This window comes from Mesosutterella porci, from assembly GCF_022134585.1.
In the GTDB taxonomy this organism is placed as follows: domain Bacteria; phylum Pseudomonadota; class Gammaproteobacteria; order Burkholderiales; family Burkholderiaceae_F; genus Mesosutterella; species Mesosutterella porci.
The window spans coordinates 60,085-81,919 of record NZ_JAKNCT010000001.1 but is presented as its reverse complement, the minus strand read 5'-3'; the positions used below and the strand labels follow the sequence as shown (position 1 = coordinate 81,919).

Below are 21,835 nucleotides of genomic sequence, written 5' to 3'. Positions count from 1 at the left end.
CACCGCCGGGGCTGAAATAATGGGAGAAAAAACATGAAATTCCAGAAAATAGCCGCCGCTCTGGCCCTGGCCGGCTTTGCAGCCTGTGCGCTTGCCGCCGGGATTCCTGCCCAGAAATTCAACAAGGCCCTTCACGATCGGCTGCCCGCCTCGATCCAGAAATCGGGCGTGATCCGCGACGTTGTGAACGGCTCCTTCCCTCCCTACAGCGTCGTTTCCCCTGACAAGAAGGTGACCGGTGCCGTGCAGGATTTCTCCAAGGCGCTCTCTGAGATTCTCGGCGTGAAGATTGAGCACACGAACGTGTCCTCGCTTTCCTCCACCCTGATCGGACTGCAGTCCGGACGCTACGACATGGCGCTTGCGCCGATCGGCGACTATCCGAATCGCCAGGCGAAGAACGACTTCGTCGACTATGTCCAGGAGTACGTGGTCTTTGCCGTGAAGAAGGGCAATCCGCTCAAGATCAACGGACTTGAGGACACCTGCGGCCACCGCATTTCGGTGATGGCGGGCGGCTCGGCCGAGCGCGTGATCCGCAAGGCCTCGGAAGTCTGCGTCAAGGCGAAGAAGCCGCCGGTCACGGTGCTGTCCTTCGACACTCAGACCACTTCGGCTCTGGCGGTGCGCTCCGGGCGCGCCGACGCCTTCTTCTCCTCGCAGGCCCCGCTCACGTATTTCGTCTCCAAGAACCGCCAGTATCTGGAGCTTGCCGCTGTGGGCAAGAAGAACGGCTTTAACGATATTTACCAGGGCGCGGTGTTCGCCAAGAACTCGCCTCTCGCGCCGGTCGTACTCGCCGCCTTCCAGGAGCTTTTCAAGAACGGTACCTACAAGGCGATCATGATGAAGTACGACCTGAAGAACAACATGACGCCCAAGCCCGGCAAGAATCTCGGCGTCGATGTGAAGTGACAAAGCGGACGGCTTCGCGCGAGCCGTCCATGATTTGGAAGCGGCCCGGGGCATGAGGTGCTTCGTCCCCGGGCCGCTTTCAGCAGTGCCAAGCAAAATGGTTGAAGAACATGACGGATAACAAAAACCAGCAGGCTGATGTTTCCAGGGCGCGCCGCAGAGTCCCCCTGGTCCGCTGGATCATCTACGCGATCCTCACGGTTGTCATCGGCTACTTCCTCTGGATCTGCTCGCAGAATCCCAATTTCGAGTGGGATGTCGTCGCCAAGTATTTCACCGATGAGTCCATTCTCCACGGCATCAAGATGACGCTGGGCCTCACGGTGATCTCGATGACTCTGGGCATTCTGATCGGCCTGGTCTGCGCGATCGGAAAGCTTTCCAACAGCCCGTACTACAACGCCCTCGCCAACGTCTATCTCTGGTTTTTCCGCTCGACGCCGCTGCTCGTGCAGCTGCTGTTCTGGTACAACCTGGCCGCCCTGTTTCCGACCCTGTCCTTCCCGGGCCTGGGCAGCGTGAACACCAACGAAGTCATCACTCCGCTCACGGCCGCCATCGTGGGTCTGTCGCTGAACGAAGGGGCCTTCATGGGCGAGATCATCCGCGCCGGGCTCCTTTCCGTGGACCCCAACCAGAAGGAAACTGCGCAGGCCTTCGGCATGAGCCGGGTGCAGATCATGTTCCGGATCCTGATCCCGCAGGCGATGACGGCCATCATCCCGCCCACCGGGAACCAAGTGATTTCCATGGTGAAGGCGACCGCCATGGTCTCCATCATCGCCATGGATGACCTGCTTTATTCGGTGCAGACGATCTACAACGTCACCTTCCAGATCATCCCGCTGCTGATCGTGGCCGTGATCTGGTACCTCATCATCACCTCTGTCCTGTCGGTCTTCCAGTGGCTGATCGAGCGCCACTTCTCCAAAGGACGCAGCCGTCAGGCCGATATTGTTGAAGAAACGCTCGCCGAGCAGGGGGTCCAGTCATGAGTGAAGAAGAAAAGAAAGACGAGGCTTTCGTGCGCTGCCTCAACGTGAGGAAGAGCTTCGGATCGAACGAGGTCCTCAAGGGCATCAACCTCGAGGTGAAGAAGGGCGAGGTGCTGGTGATTCTGGGCCCCTCGGGCTCCGGGAAATCCACCCTGCTGCGCTGCATCAACCATCTCGAGAACATGGACTCAGGGCTCATCACGGTCGGCGGCGAGGCGATAGGCTACGAGTGGAGGAACGGCGAACTCTGGGAGGCGCCCTACGCGACTGTGGCAAAGCAGCGCCGCAAAATCGGAATGGTCTTCCAGGCCTTCAACCTTTTCCCCCACCTCACGGTGCTTCAGAACGTGATGGAGTTTCCGGTCCATGTTCACGGAGTGCCCAAAGACGTGGCCCAGAAAAAAGCGCTGGAGATTCTCGACCGGGTGGGGCTGGCGGACAAGGCCTACCAGTACCCGAGAAGGCTCTCCGGCGGGCAGCAGCAGCGTGTTTCGATCGCGAGGGCGCTTGCGATCGAGCCCGAGCTCCTGCTGTTTGACGAGCCGACCTCGGCGCTGGACCCTGAGCTCGTGGGCGAAGTGCTCAACACGATGAAGGACCTCGCAGGGCAGGGCTACACGATGATCATCGTGACCCACGAAATTCCGTTTACCCGCGAGGTGGCCGACCGGGTCGTGTTCATGACCGGCGGAGTCGTGGTGGAGGAGGGTAAGCCCTCCGACGTGATGGTCAACCCGAAGACCGAGCGCTTCCGTACTTTCCTGTCGCGCTACCTCTGACGGGCTTCCGCCCCGGACCGGCCGCCGTTTTCGACGGCCGGATTATTTTCACTATCTGTGCGGTATTACCTGCGCCCGGCCCGGCCTCAGGCGTTAAAGTAAGGACATCAGTTCCCGGCAGGGAAGGAGGCGTCCTCGGCCCTCCTGCCGGGGCAGTGGACAAAAAGGAATAAAGAACATGCAGAAACGTCAGCTACTCAAGGCCTTTGTCGCCGTCCCGCTTCTTTCGGCTCTTGCGCTTTCAGGCTGCAGCAAGAAGGAAACGGTCGTGAAAGTCGGGGCTACAGCCGGTCCGCACGCCGAGGTGGTCGAAGCTGCGGCCAAGGAGGCCGCCAAGGACGGGCTCAAGGTGCAGGTGGTCGAGTTCTCCGATTATCTCGGTCCGGACAAGGCGCTTGCGGAGAAGTCGTTGGATCTGAACGTCTATCAGCATGAGCCTTTCCTCAAGAATTTCAACGCGAACCAGAAGACGGACCTGGTGTCGGTCGGGCCGGCTATCCTGATGAGGATGGGTATTTACTCCAATAAGGTGAAGTCTCCCGCCGAGCTCAGGAACGGAGCCCTCATCGGCATTCCGAACGATCCGACCAACGGCGGCCGCGGCCTGCAGCTGCTTGAGGCGGCCGGCCTGATCAAGCTCAGAGAAGGCGCGGGGTTCAAGGCGACGGTCGCAGATGTGGTGGACAATCCGAAGAAGCTCGTTTTGAAGGAGCTCGAGGCGGCGCAGCTGCCCCGTTCTCTCGATGACCTTGACGCGGCCGCGATCACGATGAACTACGTGATGTCGGCTGGGCTGGATCCCTCAAAGCAGGGCATCTTCCTTGAGGGCAAGGATGCGCCGCTCGCCGTCATGGTGATCGCGGCCCGCCCCGACAACAAGGACAGCGAGGCGGTGAAGAAATTCGTAAAGGCCTATCATTCAGAGGCCGTGAAGAAGTTCATAGCCGACAAGTACAAAGGCACGATCGTTCCCGCCTGGTAAAAAAGACCGGCTCTGTCCTTCGCAGGCAAGAAAATCTCAGCCGCTCCGGCCCGCCGGAGCGGCGAATGTTTTTTTGGGGGCGTTAGTGATGCTTTTCCGTTTTTCCAGTTCTTTCCGGGGCCCGCGGCTGTTGCGGGCCGCGGTCCTGGCGCTTGCAGCCGGTGCCGTAGTTCTGAGCGCGGGGTGCTCGACCATTGGGACGATCAAGCACAACCGGGGAATGGACGAGACCTGGAACGAGGGCGTGGACGGTAGGCTGCTGGCCGATCTGCCCTTCAAGCCCGGAGCCGGCGGCCGCATGGACGTCTGCCTGCCGGAAAAGCTCGATCCGGGCCGCGGCAACGGCGTTATTTTCTTCCTGCACGGCGGCAGCTGGATGCGCGGAACCCGCGCCTTTGAGCGTCACAACTGCTATCGTTATGCAAAGCGCGGCTACATCGCAGTGGACCTGGACTACACGCTGCACACCCCGTCGGCTCCGGTCACCATGGGCCGCATGCTCGACGACATCGATGAGGCGGTGCGGGAGGTGCGGCGGCTGTCTGATGAGCGGGGCTGGAATGTCACGCAGATGGCGGTGGCGGGAACCTCCGCCGGCGGCCAGCTCGCGCTTCTTTATGCCTACGGGCGGCCCCACAGCCTGCCGGTGAAGTTCGCCGCCGCCAACGTGGCCCCGATCGATTTCCACTGGAGCGCCTGGGACTTCCCGGGTGCGCATTTCAGCCCCCGGGTGTCCCTGATGATTGTGAACGCGGGCACTGGAAGCAGCTTTTCTGAAAAGGAATTCAGATCCGGAGCGGCCGAGTCGGCGATCCGCTCCCTCTCCCCCCTTTATGCGGTGACGCCCTCGGCGCCGCCCACGCTGCTTGCCTACGGCGAAAAGGATTCAATCCAGAATCCTGAAAACGGCCGGATCCTGGCCTCCAGGCTCAGGAAGGCCGGCGTCCGGGCGGATCTCATCATGCTGCCGCACTCCGGGCACCTGCTCTCAGACGACCGCGAGCTGACCGTCCTCTACCACGACAGGCTCGCGCAGTTCGCCCGAGAGTATTTCGGATACTGAGGGGAGGATCCGGACTTCGGGTGCCTGGCCGGGAATACCGTGTTTGCGGGGCTCAAGCGGCTGAAGATCCCCGAAAACTGGACAAAGCGCCAAATATTTGTATAATTCATAACTCGTTGTGAGTGAGGAGTTGTAGCTCAGTTTGGTTAGAGCGACGGCCTGTCACGCCGTAGGTCGAGGGTTCGAGCCCCTTCAACTCCGCCATTCATTGTTCTTCTGGACAGGGAAGGACTCAACGATATAATTTCTGTCAGGGAGTTGTAGCTCAGTTTGGTTAGAGCGACGGCCTGTCACGCCGTAGGTCGAGGGTTCGAGCCCCTTCAACTCCGCCACTATTCCTGAAAAGGCGAACATATAATATGTTCGCCTTTTTTTATTCCCGGGAGGCCGGGTTCTCATCCGGCTTTCCTGCCAAGTATCGAGGGACGAATGCTTCAGGGTTTCCGCAATCATAAGCGCTGGATGATGGCGATCATCATCGGCCCGATTTCCATAGCCTTCGTGGCGACCGGCGTCTACAGCTACTCCCGCAGCAATGCAGAGGACAATGCGCTCGCTGTGGTGGACGGCTCAAAGATCCTGCCCGAACAGTTTGACCAGGCCAAGCGCGAGCAGCTCGAGCGGCTGCGCCAGCAGATGGGCGACTCCTTCAAGTCTGACATCCTTGACAACCAGGAAGCTCGTGCCGCGATCCTCGGCCGTCTGATTGCCGAGCGCGCGCTCGGCGTTGAAGTGGCCAAGGAGGGCATCGTGGTGTCCCGCGACACGGCGATCAGCGTCATCAAGAACGCCGGAGCGTTCCAGATCAACGGGAAGTTCGACCCTGAGCTCTACAAGCGGTTCCTTGCGAGCCAGGGCAAGACCGACGAGGGCTTTGTGGCCGAGCTGCAGCGCAGTCTCGCCAACGAGATCATGGTCGACAACCTGCAGGCCACCTCGCCCATCGGCCGCGCCACGGCCGAGCAACTCAACCGGCTCTTCCGCGAGCGCCGTGAGGTGAGGCTTTACGCCTTCCCGGCCGCGCAGTTCCTTTCGCAGGTGAAGGTGTCGGATGCCGAAGCCCAGTCCTATTACGACGGTCACAAGAAGGAATTCGTGAGCCCGGAGTCGGAAAAAGTCCAGTACGTCGTTCTCACTCCGGATCAGTTCAAGACTGCGAAGCCCTCGGAGCAGGATCTGAAAACCTACTACGAGCAGAACGCCAAGAAGTTCGCCGCTCCGGAGGAGCGCCGGGCGAGCCATATCCTGATCGGCTTCGGCTCTGACGAAAAAGCGGCCCAGAAGAAGGCTGAGGACCTTGTGGCCGAACTCAAGGCGCATCCTGATAAGTTCGCCGCGGAGGCCAGGTCGCTTTCAACCGACAAGGGCAGCGCAGCCAACGGCGGCGACCTCGGCTGGTTCGGACGCGGCGCCATGGTGCCTGAGTTTGAAAAAGCTGTATTCGCGGCCAAGAAGGGCGAAATCGTGGGGCCCGTGAAGACTCAGTACGGCTTCCACATCATCTGCGTCACCGACACCCGGGGCGGGGAGGTGCCGCCGCTTGAAAAGGTGCGCTCGAGAATTGAGGCGGAGTACGGCCAGCAGATGGCGCAGAAGAAATTCGCTGAGGCGGCCGACAATTTCACCAATACGGTCTATGAGCAGCCCGATTCGCTGCAGCCGGTGATTGACCGCTACGGCCTCAAGCCCGTGGAGGTGGACAACGTCACCAAAAACGGGTTCAGCCCCCAGTCCGAGCAGGGCAAGTACCTGAACGCACACGTGATCGACCTGCTGTTCTCGAGCGAAGCTGTAAACGAGAAGAAGAACATCCAGGCGATCGAAGTCTCGCCCAATGTGCTCGTTTCGGCGCGCGTGCTCGAACACCGGCCTTCCGCTCAGATTCCTTTCGAGCAGGTGAAGGACAAGATCGTCTCGAAGCTGAAGAGCGAGGCGGCGCTGGCTGCCGCAAAGAGCGCCGGCGAGAAAAAGCTTGCCGAGCTGAAGAAGTCTCCATCGGACGCTGGCTTCACCCCCGCCGTCTGGGTCTCGCGCCAGGAGCCCATGGGGCTGCCGCCTGAGCTCGTGAATGCGCAGCTGCGGGTCCCGGCGGGCAAGCTGCCTGCTTTCATCGGCACTCAGGTGGCGGGCGGCTATGTGGTTTCGCGCATCAACGCCTCCAAGGTGCCCGAGTTCACGGACGATGAGCGCAAGAGCGCTTCCGCGCAGCTTGCGAAGCTCCACGGCGCGGCCGAAACCCAGGCTTATCTCGAAGCGCTGGAGCAGAAGCTGGGCACCAAGATCAACAACAAGGACTATCTGCCCCCGAAGAAAGCTGAAGCGGCGGCTTCTTCCAAAGCCGCGAGGTAAAGCGGCGGGCTTGAGTCCGGATCAGTCCGAGGGGAAAGGCCGAAAGGCCCTTCCCCTTTTTTTGGGTGCGCCCAGCAGCGCACGTGTGATCAGTGGTGAAAGTCCACCGTCCGCCCGATCGAGGGAAGGACTAGCGACTCGGCAGAGTCAGGGAGGTAACAAACTGATGAAGGAAGCCGATAGCAAAACGTCAGCCTGACGAACAGGAACTGGATATGAGGCGGCGATTCCGGGAGAGCAGGCCCGATTCTGTTAACCCCATATCGATACGGAAAGAGCCGGCGTAGATCCAGCAGACAGGACGAGAAGCGCACGTGTGAGACCTGGGGAGATCCTTGACGATGCCGCAGGGCTGCCGCGGTCGAGAGGCCAAGGGATATCGCCAAGGAAGTCAGCGGAGGCCGTAGTAGGCGGAAGCGCCGAAGGGCCGAATTTGAACTTGTAAGTAGAGCGTACAGCTCTACCGAACCCGGCGACAGCAGCTGTAAAAGTCGAACGATAGGAAGCAGATCGCCTCCGGCGGCAATGGACGGAATCCGGAACCGAACGAGAGCGGCCAGATGGGGCGAAAGGGCGACGGGGCCTGTGCACTGGACGAACACAGGAGGTAACCAGTGATAACGCTGGAAGAAGTCCTATCGCCCGAAAACATGCGCGAAGCATGCCGCAGGGTGATGGCAAACAAGGGCGCCGCGGGGGGTGACGGCACGACCGTCAGACAACTGCCGGCCCACTTTGAAAGACATGGAGCAAGCATCTGCGCGCACATCCGCGAGGGCAGGTATATACCTGCCGCGGTCAGGCGCGTCGACATTCCGAAACCGAACGGGGGCACGCGAATGCTCGGCATCCCGACGGCGCAGGATAGAGTGATCCAACAAGCCATCGCTCAGGTGCTGACTGAGCATTTCGACCCGACGTTTTCGGAATTCAGTTATGGATTCCGCCCCGGGAGGAGTGTCCGTCAGGCCGTCGAACAGGCCCAAAGGTACATAGCCGAAGGGTACAGCTGCGTGGTGGAAATGGACCTCGCGAAATTCTTCGATACCGTCAACCATGATCGCCTGATGTCGAAACTGGAAAAGCACATCGAAGACAAGATGCTCCTGAGGCTCATCCGCCGATATCTTCGCACGGGCATCATGACGGAAGGCATGGTACAGGCGAGGGATGAAGGAACTCCGCAGGGGTCGCCGCTCAGCCCGATTCTGTCCCTGATCGTCCTGGACGAACTGGACAAATACCTCGAAAAGCGGGGCCTGAGATTTACCCGGTATGCTGACGATAACAATGTTTACGTCAGATCGAGGAGAGCGGGGGAACGAGTGCTCGAGAACTTAATCGCTTTTATAGAGGGGACGCTCAAGCTGCGAGTCAATCGCGGCAAGAGCGGCGTGTTTCGCCCTAACAGAGCGAAATTTCTCGGCTGCACCTTCGTCGGCACAACAGGTGCGCCCCGCGCGCACCCGAAAAGCTTCGGACGGCTCCGTGACAAACTGAAGGACATCTTCTACTGTGCGCGAGGAACTTCCCTGCGCGCAGCCATCGCGCGACTAAACCCAGTCCTGCGAGGATGGAGACAGTACTTCAGACGGGACGAACGCAAGGGCGTTTTCGAGGAACTCGACATTCACATCAGACGACATCTGCGCAAGCTCATAGGGATTGCATGGAAGAACCCGCGGACGAGAGAGCGAAATCTGATCAGAAGGGGCATAGCCCCCGAAAGAGCATGGAAGAGCTCGGTCAACGGCCGCGGGGCGTGGTGGAATTCGAAAGCCCTCCACATGCGGCAAGCGTTCGACAACAGCTTCTTCAAGCGGACGGGGCTTTTCAGCGTCCTCGAGATGCAGTAAGCCCGCCTCTTACGTTTGAAAACCGCCGGATGCCAAACGGCATGTCCGCAGCCCTCACTGCGGCAATGCGGTGTGGGAGGGAGTGACCGTGAGGTCACTCTCTTCCCGATTCTCAGGGCGAGGAGGAAGCGGGAGCCAGGGGGGCTGGAAGAGGCTTTTGACTAGAGGCCCCGGGATTTCTTCCCCGGGGCCTCAGCCTTTTGGCGCGGACGAGAACGTCTTAATGGCGGACTTTCCCGATCATTTCGACGGGTGCGGGGACAAGCTGCCCCGGCTGCAGGGCAAGGGACCCGAAGGGATCGAGCGGATCGGCCTTCGCCTCGGCCCATGACAGCTTCGCCCGGCGCAGCATCGAAAGCGCCCGTGCGGCCCGAGCCGAGAGCTCATCGGCCGGGATCGGCATAGTAGCCGCCTCGGCCGCGGCCCCGTGCAGCCAGACCGCTCCCAGCGTCGCGCTGGTGATGTCGAACCCCTGCGCGAGGAAGGCGCCGATCATGCCGGCCAGAACGTCGCCTGTTCCTGCGGTGGCCAGAGCCGCCGACCCAGTCGGATTCACCCAGGCGCGCCCCGAGCGAAGGGCGACCACGGTGCCGGTGCCCTTGAGCACCACCACGGCGTTGGTCTGCAGCGCGAGTTCGCGGGCCCAGAAAATGCGGTTGGCCTGGACCTCGTCGACCTTCACCTTGAGGATTCTCGCGGCCTCAAGCGGATGGGGCGTGATCACCGTGCCCGCGCGGCGCCCAAGCAGCCGGTCCTGCAGCTCAGGGTGTTCGGCCAGCGCCCTGAGGCCGCCGGCGTCGATGACAAGCGGCGTCTCTTTGCATTCGATGGCCTCCGCGAGCCGGCCGACCGCCTCTTCATCGCCGCCAAGCCCCGGGCCTGCGACAATCGTTGTGAAGGAGGGCAGGTCGAGCTTTCCGGGAGCGATCATCAGCTCCGGGCTCATGGGAATCACTTTCGGCGCGTCCTTGGCGAGGAACTCGAGCGTGACGCGCCCGGCGCCAAGCCTCAGGCCCGCCCTGGCGGCCATCAGGGCGGCCCCGAGGAACCCGTCGCTGCCGCCGACCACGGCAAGGCTTCCCCAGGTGCCTTTGTGGCAGAAGTGCCGGCGCGGCTCGAGAATGTGGCTGAAGTCGTCCTCGTCGATGATTCCCGTCAGGGCGAGCGGGATGGAGACATCGAGCTCGGACAGGCAGATGTGTCCGGCGGCATCGCGCCCCTGGTTCATCAGGAGCCCTGCGTGTACCGAGAGCAGGCAGATCGTCATGTCGGAGGAGCAGCCCGGGATGCGGCCGTTCCAGCAGCCGGTTTCGGCGTTGAGGCCCGTCGGGACGTCGATGGAGACCTTGAGCGAGTTCTGGACGTTGTACCAGATGGTGGCGTCGAGCATTTCTCCCCTTAAGGGACCGGTCCCTCCAACGCCCAGCAGCGCATCGACCACAAGGTCGGCCCGCGGCAGCGTCTCGGGATCGCGCACGACAGCGCCGCCGGCCCGCTTCCAGGCCTCGAAGGCGGCCTTTGCCTCCTGCGCGTGCGGCGCCTCGTCGCCCACCATGACGCAGGTGACGCGGTAGCCGCGCGCCTTGAGGCAGCGTGCGGCGGTGAAGCCGTCGCCTCCGTTGTTGCCGGTGCCGCACAGAATCGTTACCGACCCCTTCTCAGGGAGCTCTCTGGCGAGCCGGTCGGCTATGTCGCGGCCGGCCCGTTCCATCAGCGTGTTCGACTCGAGTACCGAGGCCTGGCGGCGTTCGACTTCGCTCAGGTCTTCAAGCGGCAGGAGGGTGATTGACATGTTTATCTCCTTTCTTGCAGTGCGCCCCTGATTCTATGCTCCTCGCGGGAAGCGCCCCTGCTTGTGATCATTTTCAGTTTGCAAAGCGGTCCGGGCTGCAGGCCTTCTGCAGCGCTTCGGCGGCAGGGGATCCTGCAGAGCCTCCCGAGAGGGCTGCACCGCAGATCGCAGCCGCGCCCCAGGCGCCCGAGAGCCCGCCGTCTGCGTGCGCGACGGAAAGGGCGAGGCCTTCAAGGGCCCGGGTCGTTCCTGCCGCCGGCAGCCCGTCGGGCAGCGCGTCGACCTCTCCGCTCCAAAAGCGGATGGATTCAGGAACGAGCCTGATGTTGAGGAGGCTGCCGAGCACCGAATCGTAGAGGCGGTTGCATTCAGCCTTCTTCTCTTTTTCGGTCTGCGCCCCCAGAAAGAAACGGCCGCAGGCCCGGATGCGGGAGTCGGTCCGGCACAGGACGAAGGGCGAGGAGGGAAGAGCGATGCTGCTGGCAGGCAGGCACTCCGCGTTTTGAACCTCTGCCGTAAAGGTGACGCCCGTGAGGCCCGCGGCGGGCAGTTCCAGACCGAGCGGCTTTAAAAGCTCCGCGGCTCCCCGTGCGTTGGCGAGCACCAGAGCGTCACAGGGGAGCTCGCCGCCTTTTTCCAGCCTGACGCCGGCCACTCTGCCGCTTTTTTGCAGTATTTCGGCTACGCGGCTGCCGGGGCGGAAGCTGAAGCGCCCGCCCTCTGCGGCCAGAAGCTGCTCGAGCAGCTGCCGCGACAGAAAGGTGCCGTTGCTCGAGCCCGCGTCCGGCATGAAAAGGGCGGCAGAAAAGGGAACCTCCTCTGAGAGGGCCGGCTCGCGCTCGAGCGCTTCCAGCCTGCTGAGGACGTCGACCCCCTCGGGCGGCTCCGAGAGCCTTCGCTCCTCAGCCTCTCCGAGAAGCACCCAGAGTCCGTCAATGCGTTCGTCCTCCACGCCGAAGCGGTCGAGCATCGATTTGAGAATATTGCAGGAAAACTTGAAGAAACTCTCTGTAATACTATTGTTTTTATTTGCTTTGTTTGCAAAATATCTTAAATTCTTCAGAAAACGCCTGTTCTGCAACCTTGAGGAAAAGCTCGCCTCAAACGGCACTCCGGGCTCCGGCGCGAGGCTCCGCAGCAGCGCGACCGCCCTCCCCTGGAGGAGTCCCGGCGCAAAGGAGAGCCTCTGGTTCGGGCCCTTTTCCTGTTCGAGCAGCGTAACACTCCAGCCTTTGGAGACGAGAACCGCGCTTGCGGCAATGCCGGAAATGCCTGCTCCCACGACTGCAGCATGCATGGTGAATGTCCAAAGCAAATAAAAAGACAAAAACAGGAAACATTCTAAAGGCTGAGGGCGGTGCGGGCTTGGACTCGGGGCGGGGCCGGAAAGAAGGCCCGAAGGAAACAGGAGGAGCGCCGCCTGAAAGGGCGGCCGGGGCGGGCTGCGGTGCGGAGCCGGAAAACACGATCCGCCCGGCCGCCATCGCCCAAAGACACTAGGAGAACCGCAGGCCGGCAATCTATAATGGAACCTCTGATTTTCCCTCACTTGCACGCCGGCTGCCTGATTTTCTGCGCAGGTGCCGGCATAAGGCTTTGTCGATGACTACATCCGGCTGCATGTTTAAGCTCGAAGCCTCGAGCGCTCTTTCTGACTTCCGCGCCAAGCGGCTTTTGACGGCGATTCAGGGCATCTGCCCTGGGGCCACGGCCGTGAGCGGTCGCTACGTCCATTTCATTCACGCCTCCGAGCCCATGGATGAAGCCGACAGGGGCCGCCTCTCGCAGCTTCTTTCCTACGGCTTTGAGTCTCCCGATGTGCGGGCAGACGCCTCTTTTCTCGTGATTCCCCGCCTGGGAACGATCAGCCCGTGGGCCTCGAAAGCGACGGATATCGCCCACAACTGCGGCTTTGAGCGCGTGCTGCGCATCGAGCGCGGCGTCCGCTACAGCATCAGCTTTTCGGGAGCTGTACCGGACGAGGCTGCGCTCACCCGGCTCACGGCCGTTCTCCACGACCGGATGACTGAATCCGTTGTACCCGCCGATTTTTCTCCCGAGAAGCTCTTCACCGAGCTCCCCGGCAAGCCGATGAGCGTGATTGACGCCTCGACCCCCGAGGAGGTGCACAGGGAGCTGCGGCGTGCAAACAAGGAAATGGGGCTCGCCCTTTCCGAGGGAGAAATTGACTACCTCGCCCGCGCCTTCGCGGCCGAGGGCAGGGGGCCGACCGACACCGAGCTCATGATGTTCGCGCAGGCGAACTCCGAGCACTGCCGGCACAAGATTTTCAACGCGACCTGGACGATCGACGGCAAGCCGATGGACCAGACGCTTTTCGGCTACATCCGCGAGACCCACAAGGCCCATCCGCAGGGCACCATCACGGCGTACTCCGACAACGCCGCCATTTATGAAGGCTCGCAGGTTCCGCGCCTTTACACGAGGCCGGGCGAGGGCACGCCTTTCGGCCAGTACTTCACCGAAAAAAACGAGCTCACGCACACGGTCTTCAAGGTGGAGACCCACAACCATCCGACGGCCATTTCCCCCTTCCCGGGCGCGGCCACCGGCTCCGGCGGAGAAATCAGGGACGAGGGCGCCACGGGACGCGGAGGCCGCCCGAAGGCGGGGCTCTGCGGCTTCACGGTTTCAGCGCTTCATCTGAAGGATGCGCCCCAGCGCTGGGAGAACGACTCCGATGTGGTGAGCGGCGAGAAGACGAGCCGCGTGTACGGAGCGCCGTCGCGCATCGCTTCGCCCCTTTCCATCATGACCGAGGGGCCGATCGGGGCGGCGGCCTTCAACAATGAATTCGGGCGCCCGAACATTGCGGGTTATTTCCGCGTCTTCGAGGCGAACGTGGGCGGCATCCGCTATGGGTACCACAAGCCCATCATGCTCGCGGGCGGCATCGGCAACATCCGCGACGATGAGACGAAGAAGCTGCCGGTGCCTGAAGGCGCCCTGCTCATCGTGCTGGGTGGTCCGGGCATGCGCATTGGCCTGGGAGGAGGGGCGGCGTCCTCGATGACGACCGGCTCCAACTCTGCGGCTCTCGACTTTGATTCCGTGCAGCGCGGCAACCCCGAAATGGAGCGGCGCGCTCAGGAGGTGATCGACCGCTGCTGGGCCTGCGGGGAGAGCAACCCGATTCTCGCCATCCACGACGTCGGCGCGGGCGGCCTCTCCAACGCAATGCCGGAGCTTGCCGAGATGTCAGGCCGCGGCGCGCGCTTTGACATGAGGAAGATTCCGGTCGAAGAGTCCGGAATGAGCCCGCTCGAAATCTGGTGCAACGAGTCTCAGGAACGCTATGTCATCGCGGTCCTGCCGGAGGATCTGGAGCGGTTCGATTCGTTCTGCCGCCGCGAGCGCTGCCCTTACGCCGTCATCGGCCGCATTTCTTCCGACCAGCGCCTCATCGTTTCGCGCGGCGACGGGACCCAGGACCCGGTCAACATGCCGATGGACGTCCTGCTGGGCAAGCCGCCGCGCATGCACAGGGACGTTCGGCACGTGAGCCGCACCCTCGCTCCGGTTTCCCTCAAGGGAGTCACCCTGGCAGGGGTAATGAAGGATGTGCTGCGTCATCCGACCGTCGCCTCCAAGTCCTTTCTGATCACGATAGGCGACAGGGCCGTGGGCGGCCTGACGTGCCGCGACCAAATGGTCGGACCCTGGCAGGTCCCGGTGTCCGATGTCGCCGTGACCGCGCTTTCCTTCCTGAGCAACAGGGGCGAGGCGATGGCGATCGGCGAGCGCACCCCGCTGGCCGTGATCAGCGCGCCGGCGGCCTGCCGCATGGCCTTCAGCGAGGCCATTACGAATGCCGCGGCGGCTGACATCGATATCTCCACGCTGAAGTTCTCCGCCAACTGGATGGCCTCCTGCGGCAGCGAGGGAGAAGACGCAAAGCTCTATGACGCGGTGAAGGCGACGAGCGAATTCTGCCGCACGCTGGGCGTTTCCATCCCGGTGGGCAAGGATTCCTGCTCGATGAAGACGGGCTGGACCGACGACAAGGGAGAGGCTAAGTCCGTGACCTCTCCGGTTTCCATGATCGCCTCGGTCTCGGGGCCTGTCGGCGATATCCGGCTCACGCTCACCCCGCAGCTGCATCCCGAGACGGCCTCGAAGCTGATCGCAGTGGACCTGTCCGAAGGGCGCGACCGGCTGGGCGGTTCCATCCTCGCTCAGGTCGTTCAGAGCTTCGGAGACGACTGCCCCGACATGGAGGATCCGGAAAAGCTCCGGGCTTTAGTCGGCGTGATCCGCTCCCTCGCCTCCGAGGGCCGCATCCTCGCCTACCATGACCGTTCTGACGGCGGCTTTGCCGCGGCCGTCGCCGAAATGATGTTCGCGGGTCACTGCGGGCTGTCCTTTGACGTCGCCCCGCTGCTGCGCGGCGGAGACCGCTCCGAGGAGTCGGTGCTGCGCGCGCTCTTCAATGAAGAGGCGGGCGCGCTGCTGCAGGTGCGGGAGGAGGACGCGGAGATCGCGATGGAGCGCTTCCGCGCCGCCGGGCTCGACCATGCGGCCGTGTTTGTCGGGGCCCCGAAGAACGATGACCGCCTCAGCATTCTGGCCAACGGCAAGGAACTTTACTCGGATACCCGCGCCGACCTCCAGAAAGCCTGGAGCGAGGTCTCCTGGCAGATTGCCCGCAACCGCGACAACCCTGCCTGCGCTGACGCCGAGTACGCGCGCATCGACAATCCTGCTGACAGCGGCCTTTACATCGAGACGCACTTCGACCCGCAGAACAATGTCGCCGCCCCGATGATCAATACCGGCGCGAAGCCCAGGATGGCGGTTCTTCGCGAGCAGGGCGTCAATTCGCAGCATGAGATGGCCGCGGCCTTCATGCATGCGGGCTTCGAGGTCTGCGACCTGCACATGACCGACCTGCTCACCGGGCGCGTCCAGCTCGACGGGCTCAAGGGCATCGCTGCGGCGGGCGGCTTCTCCTACGGCGACGTCCTCGGCGCGGGCGGCGGCTGGTCCCGCTCGATTCTCTTCAACGAAAAGCTGGCCGAGCAGTTCGCCCGCTTCTTCGAGCGCAGGGACACCTTCGGGCTGGGCATCTGCAACGGCTGCCAGATGTTCTCCGAGCTTCGCTCCCTGATCCCGGGCGCCGAGCACTGGCCGAGGTTCGTCCGCAACCTCTCCGAACAGTTCGAGGCGAGGCTCGTTCAGGTCAAGGTCGAGAAGAGCCCCTCCATTTTCTTTGAGGGAATGGAGGGCTCCTCGATGCCGGTCGTGAACGCGCACGGCGAAGGCCGCGTGCTGTGGCGCTCCGAAGAGGACGCCTCGAAGGCTCTGGTGGCGGCGCGCTACGTGGACCCCAAGGGCGAGCCGACGGAAGTTTATCCCTTCAATCCGAACGGATCCCAGGCCGGCGTCACGGCGGTCACGACGCCCGACGGCCGCTTCATGGCGATGATGCCGCACCCGGAGCGCTCGCACAGGGCCGTGCAGCTGTCCTGGGGCTCTTCCGAGCTCGACGGCGAGTGGAGCCCGTGGATGCGCATGTTCTGGAACGCCCGGCGCTGGGTGGGGTAGAATAACCGCCCTTCAGAACCGAAGCTGACGGTTCAGCCTTCCCCTTTGTGGAAAGGGGAAGGCCGTCATTAAGAGGTGAATCCAGCGGCCTCCCTTTTTAAGGAGATCCTGATGGATTTCTCTTTATGGCTCGCTTTTCTGTCCGCGAGCCTTTTTCTGAGTTTCGTGCCTGGCCCGGACAATATTTTTGTGATGACGCAGTCCGCGGCCTTCGGTTTCCGCGCAGGCTTCTATGTCGTAACCGGATTGTGCACGGGGCTCGTGTTCCAGACCCTGTGCGCTTCGCTCGGCCTTGCCGCGGTCGTGGCTGCAAGCCCCTGGCTTTTCGGCGTGATCTGCGCGGCCGGCGCCCTTTACCTCCTCTGGCTCGCCTGGGGCGCTTGGCACGCTCCGGTGTCGGCCGAGGGCGCCGGCTCTTCGCCCCGCTCGGTCTCTCTCACGCCCGCGGGGGCCTGGCGGCGCGGCACGATCATGAACATCACCAATCCGAAGGTCCAGATTTTTTTTCTTGCCTTCTTCCCGCAGTTCCTCTATCAGGGAGCAAAGGCCTGGCCCGTATGGGGCCAGATGGCGGTCCTGGGCGTCACATTCATCGCATGCACTCTGGCGGTGTTTTCGGCCATCGCCTTTTTCGCCGGGGCTCTCACCGCAAAGCTCAACAATCCCCGCCGGCAGAAGTTCATGAACCGAGGCACCGCGCTGGTTTTTGTTCTCCTGGCCACTTCGGCCCTCTGGGAGATGGTTCAGCGGGTCGCCTGAGCAAAGCCGCAGAGAGAGTTTTCCTGCCGGCGGTGCATGGACGGGCGAATAAAAAGGGCCGGGGCTTCTTTTTTTCTGCTAAGAAGCCCCGGCCGTTGGTCTTAAGGCGGAAGGCCATGCGGCCCCCGGCCTTGGGCAGATCAGAAGGCGCAGCGCAGGCCCGCGTTCATCTGCCACTTGGTCTTGATGTCGCCCGCCGAGCTCTTTTCGAGGTCCGCGTAGAGGAAGACGTTCCGGCGCAGGGTGAAGTCCGCGCCGATGCCGTAGCTCACCCACGTGTCGCCGCCGTCAGCCTCGCGGCGGTACACCGCGTCACGGCCCGTGAGCACCACGCTGCGGTCGCCTGAGAACTCATGGTAGAGGTCGAACTTGAGGTAGACCTTCGAAGGCGCGAGCGACTCGGAGAACCGGAAGTCGCGGCCGAAGCGCACGCCCAGCCTTCCGATCACGCTGCCGGTGGAGTCCTGGTGGACCCGGATGCCGTTGCTCAGCCCGTAGTTCGCGCTGTCGAGATAGGTGTAGACGAGCTGGGCCTGGGGCTCGATCATCAAGCCGTGGGGGAGGTCAAAGCGTCTGCCACCCTCGAGAGAGAAAGACCACGCGTTGTTGCTGTAGGAGGCATCGGCCTTCTGCCCGCCGCTCGTGATCGTGTAGTCGTCCTTGAGGTGCGTGTATTTTCCGATGATATCGGCGTAGCAGCCTACGTCGTTGCTCCAGGAGAGGTAAAGCGAGGCACCCACGGAGTCGAGGTCGCCCGAACCGTTCTTGAACTTCGGGTCGTTGTCGGTCGTGTGCACGGCCCCGCCCAGAATGAAGGTTCCATTGCCGTTCTTCGGGCGGAACGCGTAGTCGGCGCCCAGCTGGTAGAACTGGTAGTTGTTGCGGAAGCTGCCGTTCGCGTTAGACGTCATGCGGCCGGCCTTGGTCCTCACCCAGACGCCCGCGGTGCCGGCGCCGTAGCGGCGAATCTCGCCCAGGCGCTTGTTGAGCGTGTCGAGCTCCAGGAACGAAGTGGCCGCGGCGTAGTTGAGCGAGGCGTCGGCGATCACGACTTCGGTGGCCGGAGTGGGATCCTTCTGCAACCCCACGATGTACCAGTTGGTGCCGTATTTGTTTTCGTCCGTACTGTTGACGTCCTGGCCCACGATCGGCGTGTAGTCGTAGACGAAGCCGTCGGAGAGCTCGGCTTTTTCGGTGTAGGCGCTGAAAGCGACGCTGGAGGGCGTGTTGGCAAACCAGATCGGGTTCTCAAGGCTCACCCCTTCAAGCTTCGTGCGATCCACGGGGAGGATCTTGAAGGAGCCGCTGCCGGACTTCACGTAGAGGAAGTCGTTTTGGCCTTCCGCTGCTGTGTGGCTCGCGTCCTTCCCCTCCCAGTCGCTGTCGGAGACTTCGTAGCCCGGCTCCTTGAGCGGGCCGCTCTTGTTCGCAGCCGTGAGGTCCATGAGGAAAACGCCGCCTTCGCCCTTGAGGCTTGAGATGGAGAGCTGCTGGGTGAGGCCGGACTTGCCCGTGTGGCGGTTGAAGCCGTGCAGGTTGACGATGCCTCCGTCTTTGACCTCGAGGTTCTGCATCACTTCAACCGGCAGGTCAGGAACCCACTGGGCGCCGTTGGAGAGCGAGACCGTGAGGCTGCTCTTATCCGAGAGGTTCGTGCCGTGGCCGTGCCAGTAGGATTCGGCGTTGTCGAGCTTCACGTTCATCGTGCCTTTCTTCACGTCGAGGTTGCCGAGCAGCTGCACGGTATGGCCGCCTTCCTGGTTCACGTTGACGGTGCCGCCGTATTTGGCCGACAGGGCGTCGTTCTTGCTCATGCCGGGGCCGTAGTCGGAGCTGTAGGCTTCCGCCAGGCCGTCAACCAGGTTGGTGTTGACGTAGGTGTTGCCATTGAGGTTGACGAAAATGCCGGTGCCGGAAGCGTAAACGCCGTTGTTGGCCACCTCGGCCTTGTCCTGCCAGTCGCTGTCGACGCGGACGATGCTGCGGATGTTGAGGTCGCCGACATTGACGGTGACAGGAGCATAGCCTCCGTCATTGATAACGCCGAGCGCGTTGGGGTTGATGTGGTAGCCTTTGAGCGAAACGTCAAGGTTCGCGCTGTATTTGTCGATGTTGAAGACTGCCTGCTTCAGGTCGCTTTCCCGCCAGTAGTAGCGGATGTACAGCCCTCCGGTGCGCACCGGCGTCACACGGCCGTTTTCATCCTCAACGCCGTTCTTCCACTTCTTGTCGTTCACAATGTCGCCAGTGAGGCTCAGGTTCATTTCTGAGAAATGAAAGGTTCCGTCGCCGCCCTGCTGGAGGTTGCCTTTAATGAAGTTCGCGAGGTAATAGGTTGTTTCTTCATATTTGTCGACGAAGCCGTTCTTGATCTTCAGGTCAGCCAGGTAGGTGCCGTTCTCCGCTCCGAGCTGGTAGTCCTTGCCGGGCAGGTATCCGAAATAGTAATGCCCCGGAAGATCCGTGGGCTTGGAGATGGTGTTCGAATAGGAGAAATCGGCCGAGGCCGGCGCGGAGAGAATGCAAAGCGCCGCAGCAAGCGCCGCCGCAAGCAGGGGCTTGCTTGGGGTTGCTGTCATTTTTTCGTGGAATCTGATCATAATCAAGCTTTTATCTTGTAAGGGAATAGTTGGAAGGGACTTTGTTCAGGAGTTTGGGGGCTCCGCACAGTCTCGGTCAGACAGTTCCGAGGCTGTCTATAAAGGTCTATAAAGAGAAGGTGGCGAGCGCTTGTTCCTTGCTCAACAGGTACTGAGGAAAGTGGGCCTCAGAGGCTCTCCTCTTTGTAAACCAGTTCTTACGATTGTAAATTTCCATCGTCAATGATCATATTCGTGTTAACGATCATGCGCCAAAACGGATGAGGAGCCGCGAAAGAGGGAGGGATGGCTTAAAAAGCCGAAAGAAGAGAAAGACAAGCAGCTGAAGTGCCGGAGGAGGGGCGTGCAAAGCTCTGGGGGAGGGGAGCGAAAGAAGCCTGAGGCAGCGGGGCCCCCGGCGATTAGTTTTGCGAGAGGCGCGCGGGAGGTTCGGGACCTGAGACAACCCGGCTCCGGGCTGTGGGCCGGCCTGCCTCGCTGTCGGCTGCCAGGGCAAAAAAAAGCAGCGGGAGTGTTTTACGCCGCTTCCGGCCCCGCCTCTCCCGCCTGAACTCTCAAGCCCCCCGGGAGCGCTCCGGCGGGAGCATCGGGCGCTGCGGGATGAGCGCGGGGCAGGTTCGTTCCTGCGCGGGGATTAATGGATGCTCGCCTTGCTGCGAAGCGACTCGATGTACTCGAACACCTTTTTTTGGACGAGCTCCTGGCGCAGGGTCGGCTTAGCGTGCTCATAGGCCGGGAAAAGCTCGGCGGGGCGCGTCGCCTCGACCAGCAGGATGTGGTACCCGAACTCGCTCTTCACTGGCTGGCTCGAGACTTCTCCCACCTTCTGCGCCTTCATTGCATCGGCGAAGGGCTTCACCATCGAGGAGGGCGAGGCCCAGTCGAGGTCTCCCCCGTTGTCCTTGGTACCGTTGTCGATGGACACTTCCCGGGCGACCTTGGCAAAGTCTTCGCCCGCCCTGATGCGCTTCAGGGCGTCTTCAGCCTCTTTCTGAGTCTGCGTGAGGATGTGGCGGACATGGTATTCGGTGGCGCCGTACTGCGCTTTCTTCTGGTCGTAGTCGGCGCGGATTTCCGCTTCCGTCACAGGATGATTCTTCAGGTAGCGGTTGAGCGCGGCGCCTGCCAGGATGTTGCTGCGGCTCTGTGCGAGGAGCTCGATCACAGGCTGCTCCTTGTCGAGTTTCTGGCTGAGAGCGGCATCCACCAGAAGCTGTTCGCCGATCAGGCGCTCGCGGACGTCCTTTTCGAGCTGGGGCGTGCGCTCCTGCCCCTGGGCCATGGCGGCCTGAATGATTTTTTCCTGGGCCGCGGCAGAGATCTTCGTGCCGTTGACCGTAACGTCGGTCACGGCGGCCAGGGCGCTGTGTGCGGCCAGGACGCCTGCCGCGGCGAGAACTACCAGTTTCTTGTGCATGATTGAGTTTTCCATCAGTCAGTTGTTGTCTTGAACAGGCTTTTTAGCACCCTGCGCGGCTTCCTCCGGCGCGTGCTTGGCCATATAGATCCCCATGATGAGCGCAAACCCGAAGGTGAGGCCCAGAAGTCCGAACAGTTTGAAATTGACCCAGGTTTCAGTCGAGAAGCTGTAGGCAACGAGAAGGTTGATGACGCCCACGACGGCGAAGAAGCCTATCCACGCCCTCTGGAGCGTTTCCCAGACATTGCCGGGCAGCTCGATCTGCCGGCCCATGATTTTTTCCATGAAGTTGCGGCGCGTGAGGCTGCCGAAGGTGAGGATGGCGGCAAAGACCCAGTAGAGAATGGTGGGCTTCCATTTGATGAAAAGCGGGTTGTGCAGCCAGAGCGTAAGCCCGCCGAAAATGGTGACGATGCCCAGGGAGAGCCACAGCATCATCTCGACCCTGCGGCCGCGCAGCAGCACCGTCGCGACCTGAATGACGGAGGCCGCGATGGCGATGGTTGTAGCGCACAGCACCGGGGCCTGAGCAGGATCAATGCCGCCTCCGAGCAGCGCGTTCGTGACCGACATGGCGGTGTCGATCTTAATCTGCGCCACCTTGAAGGTGAGGAAAAACAGGACGACCGGAAAAAGGTCAAATAAAAGCTTCACGACAGTCCTTTCATTTGGCAGGCGGAAAAAAAACGCCCGGACCTGATTTGAGATTTTTGAAAGTTAGCACAATCAGTGCGGGGCTGCATGGGCTCGGGAACCCCGC

The 21,835-nt window shown here is 61.9% G+C and carries 14 protein-coding genes and 2 tRNA genes; 11 read left to right on the top strand and 5 right to left on the bottom strand.

Annotation, left to right across the window (positions count from 1 at the left end):
• Positions 1 to 33 precede the first annotated feature (33 nt).
• The 9 genes from MAF45_RS00365 to ltrA all read left to right on the top strand — a co-directional run bounded on the left by MAF45_RS00365 (position 34) and on the right by ltrA (position 8,939).
• A complete protein-coding gene (locus MAF45_RS00365) occupies positions 34 to 915 on the top strand; it encodes an ABC transporter substrate-binding protein (RefSeq protein WP_237977566.1) in 882 nt (293 codons plus the stop codon).
• A gap of 110 nt (positions 916 to 1,025) precedes the next feature.
• On the top strand, positions 1,026 to 1,910 hold the full coding sequence (locus MAF45_RS00360; protein WP_237977565.1) for an amino acid ABC transporter permease: 885 nt from the start codon (positions 1,026 to 1,028) through the stop codon (positions 1,908 to 1,910).
• Positions 1,907 to 2,689 (top strand): amino acid ABC transporter ATP-binding protein, encoded by a 783-nt coding sequence (locus MAF45_RS00355; RefSeq protein ID WP_237977564.1) that lies wholly within the window; start codon positions 1,907 to 1,909, stop codon positions 2,687 to 2,689. Before MAF45_RS00360 ends, MAF45_RS00355 begins: the two co-directional genes overlap by 4 nt.
• Before the next feature lie 178 nt (positions 2,690 to 2,867).
• Positions 2,868 to 3,671 carry a MetQ/NlpA family ABC transporter substrate-binding protein gene (locus tag MAF45_RS00350; RefSeq protein ID WP_237977563.1) on the top strand — a complete coding sequence of 268 codons (804 nt, stop codon included), beginning with the start codon at positions 2,868 to 2,870 and terminating at the stop codon, positions 3,669 to 3,671.
• A gap of 88 nt (positions 3,672 to 3,759) precedes the next feature.
• A complete protein-coding gene (locus MAF45_RS00345; RefSeq protein WP_237977562.1) occupies positions 3,760 to 4,734 on the top strand; it encodes an alpha/beta hydrolase in 975 nt (324 codons plus the stop codon).
• 126 nt (positions 4,735 to 4,860) lie between these two features.
• A tRNA-Asp gene (locus tag MAF45_RS00340) sits at positions 4,861 to 4,938 on the top strand.
• Positions 4,939 to 4,988: 50 nt separating this feature from the next.
• Positions 4,989 to 5,066, top strand: a tRNA-Asp gene (locus MAF45_RS00335).
• Positions 5,067 to 5,163: 97 nt separating this feature from the next.
• Positions 5,164 to 7,083: a SurA N-terminal domain-containing protein gene (locus MAF45_RS00330; RefSeq protein WP_237977561.1), complete on the top strand. Its 1,920-nt coding sequence runs from the start codon at positions 5,164 to 5,166 to the stop codon at positions 7,081 to 7,083.
• 614 nt (positions 7,084 to 7,697) lie between these two features.
• Positions 7,698 to 8,939, top strand: a complete 1,242-nt coding sequence (gene ltrA, locus MAF45_RS00325; protein WP_237977560.1) for a group II intron reverse transcriptase/maturase — start codon at positions 7,698 to 7,700, stop codon at positions 8,937 to 8,939.
• A 220-nt stretch (positions 8,940 to 9,159) separates the two neighbouring features.
• Here ltrA and MAF45_RS00320 read toward each other — a convergent pair whose 3' ends face one another.
• Both MAF45_RS00320 and MAF45_RS00315 read right to left on the bottom strand, forming a co-directional pair.
• A complete protein-coding gene (locus MAF45_RS00320; protein ID WP_237977559.1) occupies positions 9,160 to 10,731 on the bottom strand; it encodes an NAD(P)H-hydrate dehydratase in 1,572 nt (523 codons plus the stop codon).
• Between the two features lie 73 nt (positions 10,732 to 10,804).
• Positions 10,805 to 12,028, bottom strand: a complete 1,224-nt coding sequence (locus MAF45_RS00315) for an NAD(P)/FAD-dependent oxidoreductase (RefSeq protein ID WP_237977558.1) — start codon at positions 12,026 to 12,028, stop codon at positions 10,805 to 10,807.
• A 305-nt stretch (positions 12,029 to 12,333) separates the two neighbouring features.
• Here MAF45_RS00315 and purL point away from each other — a divergent pair, with 305 nt between their 5' ends.
• A complete protein-coding gene (gene purL, locus MAF45_RS00310) occupies positions 12,334 to 16,296 on the top strand; it encodes a phosphoribosylformylglycinamidine synthase (RefSeq protein ID WP_237977557.1) in 3,963 nt (1,320 codons plus the stop codon).
• 111 nt (positions 16,297 to 16,407) lie between these two features.
• Positions 16,408 to 17,055 carry a LysE family translocator gene (locus MAF45_RS00305; RefSeq protein ID WP_237977556.1) on the top strand — a complete coding sequence of 216 codons (648 nt, stop codon included), beginning with the start codon at positions 16,408 to 16,410 and terminating at the stop codon, positions 17,053 to 17,055.
• Positions 17,056 to 17,195: 140 nt separating this feature from the next.
• Here the strand turns inward: MAF45_RS00305 and MAF45_RS00300 are convergent, their stop codons facing one another.
• The 3 genes from MAF45_RS00300 to MAF45_RS00290 all read right to left on the bottom strand — a co-directional run bounded on the left by MAF45_RS00300 (position 17,196) and on the right by MAF45_RS00290 (position 21,729).
• Positions 17,196 to 19,634 carry an autotransporter outer membrane beta-barrel domain-containing protein gene (locus MAF45_RS00300; protein ID WP_237977555.1) on the bottom strand — a complete coding sequence of 813 codons (2,439 nt, stop codon included), beginning with the start codon at positions 19,632 to 19,634 and terminating at the stop codon, positions 17,196 to 17,198.
• 655 nt (positions 19,635 to 20,289) lie between these two features.
• On the bottom strand, positions 20,290 to 21,072 hold the full coding sequence (locus MAF45_RS00295) for a peptidylprolyl isomerase (RefSeq protein WP_237977554.1): 783 nt from the start codon (positions 21,070 to 21,072) through the stop codon (positions 20,290 to 20,292).
• 18 nt (positions 21,073 to 21,090) lie between these two features.
• Entirely contained in the window at positions 21,091 to 21,729 is a 639-nt protein-coding gene (locus MAF45_RS00290) for a septation protein A (RefSeq protein WP_237977553.1), read from the bottom strand.
• Positions 21,730 to 21,835 lie beyond the last annotated feature (106 nt).

Coding starts and splice junctions, on each gene's coding strand:
- MAF45_RS00345 (WP_237977562.1), top strand. CDS start 3,760: ATGCTTTTCCGTTTTTCCAGTTCTTTCCGGGGCCCGCGGCTGTTGCGG.
- purL (WP_237977557.1), top strand. CDS start 12,334: ATGACTACATCCGGCTGCATGTTTAAGCTCGAAGCCTCGAGCGCTCTT.
- MAF45_RS00330 (WP_237977561.1), top strand. CDS start 5,164: ATGCTTCAGGGTTTCCGCAATCATAAGCGCTGGATGATGGCGATCATC.
- MAF45_RS00360 (WP_237977565.1), top strand. CDS start 1,026: ATGACGGATAACAAAAACCAGCAGGCTGATGTTTCCAGGGCGCGCCGC.
- MAF45_RS00355 (WP_237977564.1), top strand. CDS start 1,907: ATGAGTGAAGAAGAAAAGAAAGACGAGGCTTTCGTGCGCTGCCTCAAC.
- MAF45_RS00320 (WP_237977559.1), bottom strand. CDS start 10,731: ATGTCAATCACCCTCCTGCCGCTTGAAGACCTGAGCGAAGTCGAACGC.
- MAF45_RS00295 (WP_237977554.1), bottom strand. CDS start 21,072: ATGCACAAGAAACTGGTAGTTCTCGCCGCGGCAGGCGTCCTGGCCGCA.
- MAF45_RS00350 (WP_237977563.1), top strand. CDS start 2,868: ATGCAGAAACGTCAGCTACTCAAGGCCTTTGTCGCCGTCCCGCTTCTT.
- MAF45_RS00305 (WP_237977556.1), top strand. CDS start 16,408: ATGGATTTCTCTTTATGGCTCGCTTTTCTGTCCGCGAGCCTTTTTCTG.
- MAF45_RS00365 (WP_237977566.1), top strand. CDS start 34: ATGAAATTCCAGAAAATAGCCGCCGCTCTGGCCCTGGCCGGCTTTGCA.
- MAF45_RS00300 (WP_237977555.1), bottom strand. CDS start 19,634: ATGACAGCAACCCCAAGCAAGCCCCTGCTTGCGGCGGCGCTTGCTGCG.
- MAF45_RS00315 (WP_237977558.1), bottom strand. CDS start 12,028: ATGCATGCTGCAGTCGTGGGAGCAGGCATTTCCGGCATTGCCGCAAGC.